Origin of the sequence: Hyalangium minutum (assembly GCF_000737315.1) — a bacterium.
In the GTDB taxonomy this organism is placed as follows: domain Bacteria; phylum Myxococcota; class Myxococcia; order Myxococcales; family Myxococcaceae; genus Hyalangium; species Hyalangium minutum.
In genome coordinates this window covers 1198000-1211674 of the sequence record NZ_JMCB01000003.1, presented here as the reverse complement: position 1 = coordinate 1211674, position 13675 = coordinate 1198000, and the positions used below count along the sequence as shown (strand labels likewise).

Below are 13675 nucleotides of genomic sequence, written 5' to 3'. Positions count from 1 at the left end.
CCATGGAGCGGTTCGTCGACGAAGCGCTCGTGCTGTCCACCCTGGACTACGGTGAGGCTGACCGTCTCGTGACGCTCCTCACCCGCGAGCATGGAAAGCTCACCGCCTTCGCCGCAGGGGCGCGCAAGAGCAAGCGGCGCTTCGCCGGAGCGCTCGAGCCCTTCATGCGCCTGCGCGTGCAACTCGTGGAGACGCGCGGCAGCACCGTGCGGCTGGACTCCGCCGACATCGAGGCTGGCTACTACTCAGCCCGGCAGGACCTGTCGCTGATCGCCCGCGCCCTGTACGCCGTGGAGCTGTGCCGCGAGCTGACCCGCGACCACGAGCCCCACCCGGAGCTGTTCGCCCTGTTGGAGGAGTATCTCGGCCGGCTGGATGCCAAGGAGGCGGGCCCCACCTCGCTTCTCGCCTTCGAGCTGTCCGCCTTGGCCCACGCGGGACTCATGCCGCGCTTCGACGCGTGCACGCTCTGTGACGGGCCTCCGGGCGAGCAGCCGCGCTTCGACCAGACCCACGGCGGCGCGGTGTGCGAGCCGTGCAGTGGCCGGGCTCGGGATGCCGTGGCGATTCCTCCTGCGCTGCTGTCGGGACTTCGCGCGCTCCAGGAAGGCCAGCGCACGCCGCTGCCGCCGGAGCTGCGTGCCCGGGCTCGCGGCCTGCTCAACATCTTCATCGCGCACCACCTCGGCCGGCGCCTCAAGAGCGTCGACTTCATGGCTCAGGTGGGGCTGGACTGACGCAGCCCGGGAGGGGCTCCCATGACAGATGTAGCGCCGCCGCTCGATGTCGTCTGCATGGGCGAGACGTTGGTGGACTTTCTCCCCGCCGAGTCCGGGCGTCGCGTGCGCGAAGTATCCTCCTGGTCTCCGTGCATTGGCGGGTCGCTGGCCAACGTGTCCGTAGGGTTGGCGCGGCTCGGGGCTCGCTCGGGGCTGGTGTCCGTGCTGGGCTCGGATGAGTTCGGTCATCTGCTGCGCGAGCGCCTCGCGGCCGAGGGTGTGGACGTGAGCCACGTCCGGCAGACGAAGGAGGCTCGTACAGGGCTCGTGTTCATCTCCCTCGATGCGAAGGGGGAGCGCAGCTTCACGTACTTCCGCACGCGGTCCGCGGAGTTGCTCCTCGGGGAGCAGGACGTGCACCCGGAGTTCCTCGCGCGCACGCGGGTGCTGCACTGGGGCTCCAACTCGCTGCACTTGCTCGAGGCTCGCACCGCCATGGAGCGCGCTCTGGAGCGCGTGCGCGGGGCAGGGGGGATCATCCACTGTGATCCCAACCTGCGCCTTCATGCTTGGGCGGATCCGAGCGAGGCGAAGCGTGTCCTGCATCACCTGCTGCCGCTGTGCCACGTGGTGAAGATCTCCGAGGAGGAGATGCCCATCGTCACCGGCTCCAGCAGCGTGCGCGAGGCCATCGACTTCCTGTTGGGCCTGGGCATCTCGCTGCCCGTGGTGACACTCGGGGAGAAGGGGGCCGCCTTCTCGTGGAAGGGCGAGATCATCCACGTTTCCGCGCCGCCCGCCCGTGTCCTGGACACCACTGGCGCTGGAGACGGCTTCGTGGCCGCCATGCTGTACGGGCTCACGCGCCGGTACACAGACGCGCACTCGCTGCGCGGAGCCACCCTGCAGTCGATCACAGAGCTGGTCTCCTTCGCCTGTGTCGTGGGTTCGCGCGTTGTCGAGCGGCTGGGCGCCGTGGCAGGTCTGCCTCTCGCGGCCGAGGTCCTCGAGCACATGCCCGTGGACCTGCGGCCTTCTTCGCCAACGGCGTGAGCGCTCAGCGCGCCGGGAGCACCGGTTTGTATTCGAAGCTCGGTCCGGTGTAGGGCGCGGACGGGTTGGGAATGCCCGCCATCATCGCCTTCGCCTGCCCCTTGAGCGACATCATCAACCCGATCGCCACGTTCAGCTGATCCTGGGTGTTCTGGCCGTTGAACAGCGCATGCAGCGCCTTCAGCAGCGAGGTGTACGTGTAGTTGAACATGTCGTTGGCGAGGGCCTGCGCCGAGCCGGGCGCATAGTTCGCGGCCTTGGGGTTGTTCGGCACTGGGTAGATGCCTTCGACGTCCATCAAGACCGGAGCACCGCTGTAGGCCCACGGGGGTGTCTTGCCCGGAGCGGATTGGAGCATCGCGCCGGCGTAGATCTGCATGAAGCGGTAGTAATGCGCGGGGGGACCGTCCGTGGATTCGTCGGGCGAGACCTTCGAGCCCTCGCCCTGCTCAACGATGGTCGCGATCGCCTTCCGCGCGGAGGCGGCGTCGGTGACGATGACCGAACCCCACATCAAGTCCGGTCCGACCTGGTTGCGCGCCGGATTGACAAACGCCTTGGGGTCGATCACCGCGAGCACCGTGATCGCCGCCGCGAGCGCATCGTAGAACTGACCAATGGTGATGCCGTCGTCCGCGGACTGCGCATCCGACGGGATGTCGATCGCCTTGGCCGGCTGCTCGATCTGCAGATAGGTCATCAGCTGATCCTGCGAGAACGGCCGCAGATGCACGACCAGGCTGCTCTCGACGCTGCCGGGAAGGTTGCCCGGATAGGTCGGAATGAAGTCCGGCGTATCGATCGCGGGCGAGCCGCCGAGTGCGTTGAGCACGTTGGCCGCCAGCGTCATGTGCAGCATTTCCTCGACCACCACCGACTGCAGGATCTCCGCGATCGCCCCGTTCTTGCTTTCGTCCAGCGAATACAGCCCGTAGAGGTAGACCGGGATGGTGGAGTGTTCCAGCATCACCGCCTGTTGCAGCGCCTGCCGCAGCGCCTGGAGCAATATCTCGGGGATGGACGACTTCAGCCCTTCGATGAGGGAACGTTGAAGGCGGATCATGAGCGCTCTCCTTTGCGGGTCTTCTGCACCACCAGCCGACGCGCAGCCGCCATGGCTTTACCGCCCTTCTTGGGGGGGGTTGGCGTCGCGGTGGCAGGCGGGGTGGGTTGCGGCAGTGCGACACGCGCCGATGCCTTGGGCGGTGGCGCCTCGCCGAGCGGCAGGCCGTTCTGCAGCCATTGCAGGATCGCCTGGCGCTTCGCGGGCGACAGGTCTCGCGTCACCGGCATCGAGTTCGGATTCGCCACGTTCAAGCCGAACGCCAGCGACAGCAGGCCGCTGTTGGCCTTCACCGACGCGTAGTCGGACAGGTTCAGGAAGCGGCTCATCACGGGATACAGGTTCGCGTACTGCGTGAAGATCGGCTGCAGGTCGTCGTTCCAGGTCGGGTTGCCGGGGGACTTGGGCGTGAAGCCGCTCCACACCAGGAAGCTGATGAAGTTCCACTGGTTCTCGGGCTGGCTGCCGTACGTCTGGGTGTCGACGAATCCCGCGCGCACGCCATAGACCTGGCCATCAATGCCGTAGTCACCCGTCGGATTGGCCGGCGTGATGTTGAAGTTGCGCGGGGTGCCGGGATCCTTGGCGGTCAGCGCGAGCGTGGCGCAACCCTGTTCATTGGTGGTGGCGCTGGCCGCGAATTGGATCGCGTTCGCGGGTGTTGCGACGTTCGGGCTGGTGATGACGAACGGGAAGCCAGAGCCCTCCTGCGCCTGCAACTGTGAAGAATCTGCGACGAAGGAGATCTGAACCTTCGGCAAGGGCTGCCCGAACTGCATCGCATAGACCGGGATCGACGCGGTATCGCCGGGGCTGAGGCGGTAGACGAACGTGTCGGCGCGCACGAAAGCGCCGCTCGGCCATTCGCTGATGGTCACCTTCGGATTGCCCGACAGGGTGAGGGGCTGGGTCTGTACCTGGCTCATCAACTGCGGATTGATCGGCAGCACGACGACACCGGCGGTCTTCGAATACCAGCTGCCATCGGGTATGGCGTAGCCGTTCGTTCCCTTCGCGGGGATGGTGCCGAGCGCGGTCGTGCTGCCAGAGGCCGGAGAGGAGACGCTGAGCGTGAGATCGCCGAGATCCTCCATCGCGCCGCCAGCTGCCGTCGGCAGCGCGTTGCCGAGGTCGAGATAGATGCAGTTCGCGTTGGCATCGACACGCGCGGCGCAATAGTTGATGCCGCCCGGCGGCTTGTAGAAGTTGCCGCCCGCGTTCGGACCGGCCATGAACTGCCGGCCGATCACCAGGTGCATCGGTTCATCTTTGCTCGCCGGCCCGATCGTGCCCGCAATCCGTCCGGTCATGAAGCCGGGCCGGGTGTAGTCGAGGTTGAAGGCGTCGACGTTGAACTTGATCGACAGCAGCCCGTCACTCGCCGCCTTCTGCAGCGCGAGCAGGAACGGCGACTTCGAGACATCGCCCCATTGCAGGTTCTTCAGCACCGACTGGTACACGGCGCCGGCGTCGGCGTCGCCGCCAGAAGAGACCGTAGCGCGATCCCAGATGTCGATGAACGCCACGTGCTCGAAGTCGCCGCGCATTAAGGTATTGCCGGTGGCGTCGGCAATCCGCACCTGCAGTCCCCAGATTTCCGAGACCAGCTGCTGTTCGGGATCGAGATCGGCCAGCTTGGCCGGTGCCCGCTGGTCAGAGTCGGCGATGATGCAGGCCAGGACTGGATCACTGGTGGGCACTGCGACAGAGGGGACCGTCGGTGGGTTCTGCGGCCCAGGCATCCATGCCGACGTGATCTTGCAGCCCAGGAAGCGCCAGTCGGCGTCGCCCTGCGGATTGAACCAGCCGTTGGGCGGGTTCATGTTCACGCCCTCCATCTGCTGGTAGCTCTGCTGGAAGATCGTGTTGTCGTAGTGGCCCGGGTCGTTGTTGACCGTCGAGACGTTCGCTTGGAAGCGCCCCGCGAAATGCAGCCGGAGCGCGTTGAGATAACTCATGGCGGATTCTCCTGGAGAAGACGGGGCAGGTGATGCGTCAGCGTGTGAAGGGCTCGATGAGGCCGATCGGGTTGCCTTCGGGGTCCCGGATCATCGCGAAACGATAGCCGTCCACGCTGACCGGATCGACGAACTTCGTGCCGCCTGCCTCGACAGCCTTCTGGATCGTGGCTTCGAGCGAATCGACGAGCAGGTAGAAGTTGTGACCCGGTTCGAAGCCCGGCACGCCCTTTTGGACCTGGCCGATGCCTCCGAGGAGCGGCGTCGAGTGCCGTGGAAAATGGATGTACGCGAAGCCGCCGGTTCCGATCTCGTAAGACCAGCCGAACACGGCTGTGTAGAAGGCTTTGGCCTTCTCTTGATCACGGGCAATGATCTCGAACATCACGGAAGGATGCTGATTCACGGTGGATCCGCTCATAGGCAGGGTTCTCCTCCCAAGTGCCCACAGTCACTGGTTTTGACGAGGTGTGTTACGGCAATTCCGTGGCGGGGCAGAAGCCAGACAGTGGGGCACAGGCCTGGATGTAGACGTGCGGCTGACCCCCGGCGTCCGCACAGTAGAAGCGGGTGCCTGCCTCATTCTCCACCTGGTAGCCCTTGCAGGTGAAAGTCTGGCCCGGTGCGCTGCTGTCCGCGGGGCAAGCGCCGCCCTCGCCCGTGGTGCAGGAGAAGATCACCTCGGTGCAGTCGAAGCCCGAGGGGCACTCCTCGTTACTCGTGCAGTGCGTCCCGCAGAAGTTCCGCGTCTGGCCCTCGCTGATGAACGTCAGGCACGAGGCCCCCGAGCCACACACACCCGAGGAGCCCGTGCAGTCCCGGCAGTCCACCCGGCTGGATTGCGCCGCGCAGACGCCGTTGGCCGGCGTGCAGAACTGGTTCACGTCGCAGCTGGCGTTGAGGCGGCAGTAGTCCCGGCACTGGCCCCCCTCGCACGCCTGCTTGTCGGCACAGTCCGCGTCCCGGCGGCACCCGGGGCGGCAGCGCGCCGTCTGCGAATCGCACAGCTGGCCGAAGCCGCAGTGCTCGTCGAGCGTGCAGGGCCCGCTGGGGATGCAGCGGTCCGTGGTGATGTCACAGAAGTTTCCCGCCGGGCAGTCCGCGTTCGTCGTGCAGTTGCCGAGCGCCTGGCAGAAGCCCAGCCCGTTGCAGTACTGGCCCGGCTTGCACCCCGAGTTGTCGCGGCACAGGCACCCGCCCGACACCGCATCGCAGAACTTGCCCGTGCCACAGGCCGCGTCGCTGATGCACACGCAGCGCTCCTTGGACGGATCCTTCCGGTACCCCGTGGGGCAGCACGAGTCGCCGTTGCACACGCACGCCTTCACCGAGGCGCTGTACGTGTGGTCCACCGGGCAGCACGAGGTCTTCGCGCAGACACAGTCCTTGCGCTCGGGATCGTAGCGGTGATCCACCGGGCAGCACTCGTCCGAGTTGCACACGCAGCGCTCGGCCGTCGCGTCGTACCGGAAGCCCTGCGGGCAGCAGTTGTCCGCCGTGCAGCGGCACCCACCCGCCTGGGTGTCGAAGGTGTAGCCCGAGGGGCAGCACTCCTGATCTCCGCACTCGCAGCGGTTCTCCTGGGCGTTCCACACGTGGCCCGCGGGGCAGCAGGAGTCATCCCGGCAGACACAGGACTCGCTCGTGGGCGAGTACTCGTGGCCCTCCGGACAGCACGCGGTGTCGCGGCAGGCACACACGCCGGCCTCGCACCGCATGCCCGTGGGACAGGCCTGATCCGTGAGGCACTCGCACGTGTCGCCGTTGGCGATGTAGCCCACGGGGCACTCGGGGGTGAGGGCCGTCCGCGCGCAGGCTGACAGGCCCACCATGGCCAGGAACGCAAGCAAGAGCAGGGCAGGGGAGCGGTTCACGGGCGGCCTCAGGGGATCACGAAGGCGTACTCGAAGCGCAGGAGCGCGCCCGGAGGTGGCACGTAGTTGCCCAGGAAGATGATGCTCTGTGTCTCCGCGCGATACTGCCACCCGTTCACCACGTCCTTCGAGATCAGGTTGCCGTTGACCCGCACGGTGATCGTCGCCGGGTCCGGCTTCAGCGACAGCGGGAAGACACGGCGCAGGGTGTTGAGCGCGGCGGCGATCTTCAACAGTGTCGCCTCGAAGGACACGTCGCAGATGGAGCCGATGATGCCGCCCGTCTTCGTCGCCGCGGTGCTGTAGCGGAAGGCCGGATCCGCCCGGCCGCCGAAGTAGATCTCCTCGCCCGGCGGGTAGCAGCCGTCCGGCGTGGTGCCTCCGATGACCGAGAGCGACGAGAGGTTCTCGTTGCCCGGCCCCTTCAGGCTGCGAAGGAAGCGCGCGTAGTAGTTCGGATCCCCGTAGGAGCTGTCGTCCTCGTCCGTGACCGCGATGACGGCGAGCGCGGCGTTCGGCCGTAGGAAGTCCTTGTTCGGGCCGCTGAGGTTGGGCTCGGTGAGCGCCAGCTCCACCATGCGCAGGCCCTGCTCCAGGCGCACGCGCGAGGCGTTCGGGAAGCTGGTGTTCTGCAAGAAGACCTGCTGCGGGTTCGGCGTGTCGTTGGTGATGACCTTCGTGGTGCCGCGCAGCGTTCCCCGATCGTTGTAGTTCGTGGAGATGACGCCGATGTGGAAGCGCACCTGCAGCGCCAGCAGCTCCTGCAGGAAGCGCGAGAAGTTGTTGGTCAGCGTCTGCCGCTGGTTGGCCATCGAGCCGGAGTCGTCCACCACCCAGAGGATGTCGACGATGCCGTCCGCCTGGCGCTGCACGTCCACCTGCACCGCAGGAATGGCAGGCGGATCCCTCACCTCGACGCGCTGGGTGACGGAGCGATCCACGACCGGAGGGAGCAGCTCGACAGGGGACAGGCGCGGCGGGGCGACGGCGGGCACGGCTTCCCCTCGGCCCACCTCGCCGCCAACATCGTCACACCCAGCGAAGGCCCCGAGCGCTACGAGCAGCAGGCCGAGACGAAGCTTCATGGCACCGAGGATGTCGTAAGCCCCTCGGGCCTCGCAAGTTCATGGCCGCCTCACGGTCACCTCGCTTCGCCAAAGTGCGACACAAAAGTCGTACTCCCGTTTGCGGGCCTCGGCAGTGCCGGGCATCATCCGCGCTCATGGCGCCAGGGCCGGCTGGGATGAGCGCCGCAGGTCCAATCCCATGAAACCCATTCACGTCTTCCTGTTGTGCCTTGCCGTCACTGGCTGCCAGTGCGGCACGGAGACTCCGACGCCCGTCACCTTGCGCCTGCGCAACGACACCTCCCAGGCCATCTTCGTCGACGCCACGCTGGGCAAGCAGGGCCTGAGTCTGCAGCGCCAGCAGGCCAATGTCTGGCTCCCGTTCGAGGAGACGCTGGGCTGCGAGTGCAACTCCTGTGATCGCTTCTGCGACTCGGACTGTCAGTGCCCCCTCGAGGCGCCGCGGCAGCCCCTGGTGCTCAAGGTGCTCCCGGGCACGACGGTGGCGCGGACGTGGGAGGGCATCGTCCACTTCGCGCGCGATACCTCCGGCTGCGGGATCCTCCCCGACTCCACCCCGTGCATGGAGGAGGACGTGCCGCCGCTCGATGAGCCCCTGCGGCTGCAGCTCTGCTATGCGGTGTCCGTGCCCGGCTTGGGTCCTACCAACGGCGGTGCGCCCGTTCCGGGCGTCTTCCCCGTGGAGTCTCAAGTCTGCGTGCAGCAGGAGTTCATCATCGCCGACGGCCAGGCGGAGATCCGCCCGCAGCCACCGGCCTCGTGCACCCAGGACTCGGAGTGCACCGTGCCCGCACTGTGCCTCGAGGGCGTGTGCACCACCACGTGCCCGGCGCACACCTTCCCGGCCGTGGGAGGCGCCTGGCAGGTGCGGGTGCTCGAGCCCGAGGAGCAGGGCGTCTCCGGCTTCTTCTCACGCAGCACCGGGGCAGGGGGGCGGCGGATCTTCAACGGCTCCGGCACGCTCACCTCCGTGCGCTACTCCAATGGCGCCATGACGCTCCAGCTCTCGCGCCCGGCTGCTCCCTCCGGCGAGTACAAGGCAAGCCTCTCCATCTCCGTCCCCTCGGAGGCCACCGTGGCGCTCAACGTGGGCGAGTTCTTGACGGTGCGCGTCGTGGATGCGTCCACCTCTTCTCTCCCCGAGAACCGGGCCGTCACGATCCGTGACACCAGCGGGGCCCTGCTCCTGGCGGCGGATCCGGCACAGCTGGGCATGCTCCTCGCCAGCGAGGACACCAGCCCTTTCACCGTGGCCTCGTTGCCCGGATCCGTGGGCTGCGACGACTCCACCTGCGGGAAGCGGAGCCACCAGCGCACCGAGTTCCGGGCGGACAGCTTGGCGGTGGCGCTCAAGCCCGGCGAGACCAAGGAGGTGGTGGCGGCCAGAGCTACATGGCGCGTCCTCAACCTCGCCAACAGCTCCTACCGGTCCACCTCCTGCACGCTCAAGAGCCAGCTGCCCTACGTCGTTGTCAACCGGCGAGGGGCCTCGGCTCCCTGAAGAAGTTTCCACCGAAGGCGGCTGGCGGGGGGCCCTGGGCGGAGAATCGCGGTCAGGGGACGTGACCCGAGCCGGAGGCGCCGCTAGCATGCGTGGCCGTCCATGCCCAAACAGGCATCCTCCAATGGGACCACGGATCCAGATCGTGGCCGGAAAATCGGAAAGTACGAGATCCTCACCCGACTCTCCGTGGGGGGCATGGCGGAGCTTTTCCTGGCGTTCACCTCCGGGCCGGGGGGGTTCCGCAAGTACGTCGCGCTCAAGCAGATCCTTCCGGACGTGAAGACGGAAGAGTTCGTGAAGATGTTCCTGGATGAGGCGCGCATCACCGCCGCCTTCTCCCACCCGAACATCGGCCAGGTCTTCGATCTGGGGCTCGAGGACGACGAGCTGTACCTGGCCATGGAGTTCCTGCCCGGCCAGAACCTCGAGCAGGTGATGATGGCGGCCAGCTACGTGCGCCCGCTGCCCATCGGCTTCGCGGCCCGCGTTGCCCGGGACGTCTGCCTGGGCCTGCACTACGCCCACAACTTCACGGCGCCCTCGGGCCGCAAGGTGGCGGTGGTGCACCGCGACATGGCTCCGCGCAACGTGATGATCACCTACGACGGCGTGGTGAAGGTGATCGACTTCGGCATCGCCAAGGCCAAGGGCCGCATCGCCCGCACCCGCGTGGGCATGGTCAAGGGCACCAGCGGCTACATGTCCCCCGAGCAGGTCCGCGGCCAGGATCTCGATGGGCGCAGCGACCTGTTCACCGCGGGTGTGCTGCTGCACGAGATGCTGTGCGGCCAGCGGCTGTTCGACACCACCAACGAAGACGCGATGATGCGGCAGATCGCCAACGCGGAGATCGCTCCGCCTCGCGCCAACAACCCGGACGTACCCGAGTCGCTCGACGCGGTGGTGATGAAGGCGCTCGCCAAGGACCCCGCCAAGCGCTTCGCCACCGGCCGCGAGATGGCCAAGGCCCTCGAAGTCGCCGTGGGCCCGGTCATGTTCGACGAGGAGTCCGTGGCCGAGCTGATGCAGGCGCTCTTCGCCGACAAGCGGCTGAAGACGCTCTCGCTCCTGGACTACGCCAGCCACGACGACGAGCGCGTGAGCAAGGTCGTCGCGGCGCTGAGGGATGAGGAGACCCTGGATGGTGCGGTCTCCGCGGACGAGCTCGACGACATGCACCTCACGTCGCCGATGATGTCGATGCCTGTCCAGAAGCCGGTGCCTCCGCCGGAGCCCGTGCGGCCGCCTCCCTCGCGCGCCTCGTCTCCCAGCGGGCGGGTCAATCCTCCCAAGGCCCGGCCCTTCCCATCCGCCGCGCCCAAGAAGAACACCGAGCCTCCGTCGCGCAAGATTCCGGTGGCCAAGCCCTTCGCGGAGGATGCGCCCACCCAGATCGGCCCCGTGCCGGGCCTGGCGGCGGCGGGCGCGGACGACGCTCCTGACAAGACCACGATCGATGCTCCGTCCTCGGCCCGTGAGCCCCGGCGCCCCGCGAAGATGGGGGTGTTCACGCTGGGCCCCACGGAGTCCCAGGCAGCGGCCTCGGCCCCGGAGACGAAGCCCACCGAGGACGACAGTGAGACCTCGGAGCTGTCCAGTGTGTCCCGCGTTTCCCGGGCCTGGACCGGTCTCCGGCCTCCCGCGCGCCGGGGGCTCTGGATCGTGCTCGGCATCGTGATCCTGGGCCTCGCGGTGCTCTTCATGCCCGAGTCGCTGAAGAGCAAGATCGGATCCCTGTTCTCCTCGTCATCGAGTGCTCCGACAAAGCCCACCGGAAGCGCAGAGCCCTCTTCGGAGGCCTACGAGCCGCCCCCTCCTTCTGAAGACGCCCCGCCCGAGGAGCCCACCCAGAAAGCTGCACCCTCACCCAACCCTGCGGGTGAGGCGCCGCGTCCTCCACGTCCCCGGCCTCCCAAGGCGGTGCCGCAGCCCTCCGAGGCCCCGGCCAAATCCGAGAGCCCGGCCAACCCCGAGGAGCAGGCCCCGAAGCCTGCGGAGGAGGCGGTGCAGGAGGTGGCCCCCGAGCCCACAGAGCCCACAGAGCCCTCGCAAGGCCCTGCCGAGGTGGATCCCTCCATCCGGCCGCTGGAGGATTCCCCTCCGTCCACGGACGGCGAGGAGCAGTAGCTCCTTTGGTAGGCGAGGAGGCGGCCTCCCCCGTGACGGGATGGGGAGACGCGGCTAGCATGCCTGACTCGAATGGCGACCCAGGGAGCCCCCGCGGACGATCCGGACCGTGGGAGACGCATCGGCAAATATGAGATCCTCACACGGCTGTCCGTGGGAGGCATGGCGGAACTCTTCCTGGCCTACACCTCGGGGCCGGGCGGCTTCCGCAAGTTCGTTGCGCTCAAGCAGATCCTTCCGGACGTGAAGACGGAAGAGTTCGTGAAGATGTTCCTGGATGAGGCGCGCATCACCGCCGCCTTCTCGCACGCGAACATCGGCCAGGTGTTCGATCTCGGGGAAGAGGACACCGAGCTGTACCTCGCCATGGAGTTCCTGGCGGGCCAGAACCTCGAGCAGTTGATGAAGGCCGCGGACAAGCTCAACGCGCCGCTGCCTCCAGGCTTCGCGGCCCGCGTCATCCGCGACGTGTGCCTGGCCCTGCACTACGCGCACCACTTCGTCGATCCCTCGGGCCGCTCCGTCGCCGTCGTCCACCGCGACATGTCCCCGCGCAACGTCATGGTCACCTATGACGGCGGGGTGAAGGTGATCGACTTCGGCATTGCCAAGGCCAAGGGCCGCCTGGGCCGCACCGCCGTGGGCATGGTGAAGGGGACCGGTGGCTACATGTCCCCCGAGCAGGTGCGCGGCCATGAGCTTGACGGCCGGAGCGATCTGTTCTCCGCCGGCGTGCTGCTGCACGAGATGCTGTGCGGCCAGCGGCTGTTCAACGCCCCGGGCGACGCCGCGATGATGATGCAGATCGTGAACGGCGAGATTGCTTCGCCGCGCTCGATCAACCCGGCCGTTCCCGAGGCGCTCGATGCGGTGGTGATGAAGGCGCTCAACCGGGACAAGGCGAAGCGCTTCGCCACCGGGCGCGAGTTCGCCAAGGCCATCGATGCCGCCATGGGTGCGGAGCTCTTCGATGAGGGGAGCATGGCCGCCCTCATGGCGGAGTACTTCGAGGAGAAGCGCCAGAAGACCCGCGCGCTCCTGGAGTACGCCAGCCGCGATGATGCCCGCATCAGCGAGGCCGCCGGAGCCCTCCAGGATGACCCCGGGGACATCGCGCCCACCGCCCAGATCAAGCGCACGCCTCGGCCTCGCGCGGTGCCCCCGCCGAGCGCCTCGGCACGTCCTGGCTCGGGGTCTCGGCCCCGCAAGCCCGGGAGCAACCCGGCGCAAGCCAGTGTGCCCTCCACGCCCCGAGGCGCCCGGCCCCGCATCACCGCTCGCCAGGAGGCCCCAGAGCCGCCTCCGCCCGAGCCGGAGGCCGAGGAGGAGGCCGAGAACACTCCCTCCTCTCAGCCTTCGATCAAGGCCGTCCGCCCGCCCCGCCGCCCCAGCTCGTCCGTGGCGACTGTGCGGCCGTCTCGCTCGAGCACGCCCGTCGATACTCCTGCGGCTGCCAAGGACAAGGGCGAGGAGAAGGGCAAGTGGGGCAGCCGGCTCTTCCTGCTGGCCTTCTTTGGGGCCATCGGAGGATTGCTCGCCCTGGAGCCGGTCCGTGCCATGCTCCGGCCCGGGTACGACTCCGCCGTGGCGTGGGTGAAGACGGAGCTGGAGCTCAACCCGCCTCCGCCGCCACCCGAGGAGAAGCCCTGGCCGCCTCCTCAGCAGCAGCGGCCTCCGAATCCGCTGGCTCCCCAGGAGCCGCCTCCGGCCCAGGCCACCGCTGCAGCCGAGCCGTCCGAGCCTGAGACGCCGCCCGAGGAGCCCACGCCCGAGGAGCCCAAGACCCAGGAACCCAAGGGCTCGGGTAAGCCGGGCGGTACGGTCGCCAAGGCCCTGCAGGGCACCTCCAAGACGGGGGCGGGGTCCACCAAGCAGAAGGGCCAGAGCTTGGCAGTCTCGGCGCAGGAGGAGGCTGGGAAGGCCGCGGCCAAGCCCGCCGGTAAGCCCCAGGATCTGCAGGCGGCCCTGGCGAAGGAGGCCAACTCCACGGTGGAGCTGAACCCTGACGGGACGGCCGAGGTGGTGGACACGCGCAGCCCCGCGTCCATGCGGAAGGCGGGCATCGGTCTGCTCACCCTGGTGACGGTGCCTCCGGCGGCCGTGTACGACGGCGCGACGGGCCTGGGCACCACGCCGCTGCTCAAGTTGCCCCTCCAGGTGGGCACCTACCGGCTGCGGATCGTGGATCCAGAAGGCAACAGTCGGCTCTTCTCCGCGCCCGTCGAGCTCGCCAAGGAGAAGAAGTACACGATCCGGCTTTCGGATTTGCCGGCCTACGGGGAGTGACCG

10 protein-coding genes are annotated in these 13675 nt (G+C 67.8%); 5 read left to right on the top strand and 5 right to left on the bottom strand.

The genetic code is table 11. The features are described 5' to 3' along the window. Positions 1-2 precede the first annotated feature (2 nt). A complete protein-coding gene (gene recO / locus DB31_RS11475) occupies positions 3-737 on the top strand; it encodes a DNA repair protein RecO (protein WP_044186066.1) in 735 nt (244 codons plus the stop codon). Positions 738-758: 21 nt separating this feature from the next. Continuing rightward, positions 759-1772 (top strand): carbohydrate kinase family protein, encoded by a 1014-nt coding sequence (locus tag DB31_RS11470; RefSeq protein WP_044186065.1) that lies wholly within the window; start codon positions 759-761, stop codon positions 1770-1772. 4 nt (positions 1773-1776) lie between these two features. Here DB31_RS11470 and DB31_RS44725 read toward each other — a convergent pair whose 3' ends face one another. From DB31_RS44725 to DB31_RS11445, 5 genes are read right to left on the bottom strand one after another with little or no spacing between them, the layout of a single operon-like run. Continuing rightward, complete coding sequence (locus DB31_RS44725) at positions 1777-2835, bottom strand: ferritin-like domain-containing protein (RefSeq protein ID WP_052419879.1); 1059 nt, start codon at positions 2833-2835, stop codon at positions 1777-1779. Next, positions 2832-4793: a hypothetical protein gene (locus DB31_RS11460; RefSeq protein WP_044186064.1), complete on the bottom strand. Its 1962-nt coding sequence runs from the start codon at positions 4791-4793 to the stop codon at positions 2832-2834. The genes DB31_RS44725 and DB31_RS11460 overlap by 4 nt, the downstream gene beginning before the upstream one ends. A gap of 37 nt (positions 4794-4830) precedes the next feature. Then, positions 4831-5214, bottom strand: a complete 384-nt coding sequence (locus DB31_RS11455; RefSeq protein ID WP_044186063.1) for a VOC family protein — start codon at positions 5212-5214, stop codon at positions 4831-4833. Between the two features lie 52 nt (positions 5215-5266). Continuing rightward, positions 5267-6667 (bottom strand): hypothetical protein, encoded by a 1401-nt coding sequence (locus tag DB31_RS11450; protein ID WP_044186062.1) that lies wholly within the window; start codon positions 6665-6667, stop codon positions 5267-5269. 8 nt (positions 6668-6675) lie between these two features. Next, entirely contained in the window at positions 6676-7752 is a 1077-nt protein-coding gene (locus tag DB31_RS11445) for a vWA domain-containing protein (RefSeq protein WP_240486635.1), read from the bottom strand. Positions 7753-7933: 181 nt separating this feature from the next. Here DB31_RS11445 and DB31_RS11440 point away from each other — a divergent pair, with 181 nt between their 5' ends. The 3 genes from DB31_RS11440 (at position 7934) to DB31_RS11430 (ending at position 13672) form a co-directional block, all read left to right on the top strand. After that, on the top strand, positions 7934-9256 hold the full coding sequence (locus tag DB31_RS11440; protein ID WP_044186061.1) for a hypothetical protein: 1323 nt from the start codon (positions 7934-7936) through the stop codon (positions 9254-9256). Positions 9257-9454: 198 nt separating this feature from the next. Continuing rightward, on the top strand, positions 9455-11386 hold the full coding sequence (locus tag DB31_RS48730; protein ID WP_240486634.1) for a serine/threonine-protein kinase: 1932 nt from the start codon (positions 9455-9457) through the stop codon (positions 11384-11386). A 72-nt stretch (positions 11387-11458) separates the two neighbouring features. Next, positions 11459-13672, top strand: a complete 2214-nt coding sequence (locus tag DB31_RS11430) for a serine/threonine protein kinase (protein WP_044186060.1) — start codon at positions 11459-11461, stop codon at positions 13670-13672. The last annotated feature ends 3 nt before the right edge of the window (positions 13673-13675 follow it).

Coding starts and splice junctions, on each gene's coding strand:
- DB31_RS11460 (WP_044186064.1), bottom strand. CDS start 4,793: ATGAGTTATCTCAACGCGCTCCGGCTGCATTTCGCGGGGCGCTTCCAA.
- DB31_RS11470 (WP_044186065.1), top strand. CDS start 759: ATGACAGATGTAGCGCCGCCGCTCGATGTCGTCTGCATGGGCGAGACG.
- DB31_RS11440 (WP_044186061.1), top strand. CDS start 7,934: ATGAAACCCATTCACGTCTTCCTGTTGTGCCTTGCCGTCACTGGCTGC.
- DB31_RS11455 (WP_044186063.1), bottom strand. CDS start 5,214: ATGAGCGGATCCACCGTGAATCAGCATCCTTCCGTGATGTTCGAGATC.
- DB31_RS44725 (WP_052419879.1), bottom strand. CDS start 2,835: ATGATCCGCCTTCAACGTTCCCTCATCGAAGGGCTGAAGTCGTCCATC.
- DB31_RS11445 (WP_240486635.1), bottom strand. CDS start 7,752: ATGAAGCTTCGTCTCGGCCTGCTGCTCGTAGCGCTCGGGGCCTTCGCT.
- DB31_RS48730 (WP_240486634.1), top strand. CDS start 9,455: ATGGCGGAGCTTTTCCTGGCGTTCACCTCCGGGCCGGGGGGGTTCCGC.
- DB31_RS11430 (WP_044186060.1), top strand. CDS start 11,459: ATGGCGACCCAGGGAGCCCCCGCGGACGATCCGGACCGTGGGAGACGC.
- recO (WP_044186066.1), top strand. CDS start 3: ATGGAGCGGTTCGTCGACGAAGCGCTCGTGCTGTCCACCCTGGACTAC.